The organism is Paenibacillus pseudetheri (assembly GCF_924513355.1).
GTDB lineage: Bacteria > Bacillota > Bacilli > Paenibacillales > Paenibacillaceae > Paenibacillus_AQ > Paenibacillus_AQ pseudetheri.
This window is the reverse complement of sequence record NZ_CAKMAB010000108.1, coordinates 1-494: the sequence shown is the minus strand read 5'-3', so window position 1 is coordinate 494 and position 494 is coordinate 1. Positions and strand designations below refer to the sequence as shown.

The window sequence follows — 494 nt, the reverse complement described above, 5'->3', positions numbered from 1 at the left end:
TTCGTGGACGATGGTTAATGAGATGTAAGGCATGAGCTAGTTCCTGATCGGTGACCTGTGCAAAGTCATGGCCTTTGGGAAAGAACTCCCGAAGAAGTCCATTCCCATTTTCATTGGATCCACGTTGCCAGGACGAATAGGGATCGGCAAAGTAGACATCCAGTCCATGAAAGGTTTCTAGGGCGTCATAGCAGGCGAATTCTTTCCCTCGATCTGTCGTAGCTGTTAGGAACGTCTTTTGAGGGTACTGGCTTGCGATTACACCGAAAGCGATCTCCATCGAATGAGCCGTTCGGTCTGGCATTTTCAGGGCTAGATACATACGTGTCTTGCGTTCGATGAATGTCGCGGCACAGGCTCGGCTCTTTCCTCCGCTGGATACGACTGTATCCAATTCCCAGTGTCCAAAAGACTCTCGTTTCCGCACCTCTTTAGGACGCTGGCTAATGGGTTTTCCTACGAGAAAGCGTCCGCGTGTCTCCATGGGCTTACGC

Annotated in this window: 1 protein-coding gene; it reads right to left on the bottom strand. The window is 50.8% G+C overall.

All coding sequences use genetic code 11. The features are described from left to right. A partial coding sequence (locus L1028_RS31120) for an IS30 family transposase (protein WP_234541971.1) occupies nucleotides 1-494 on the bottom strand: 494 nt, incomplete at both ends.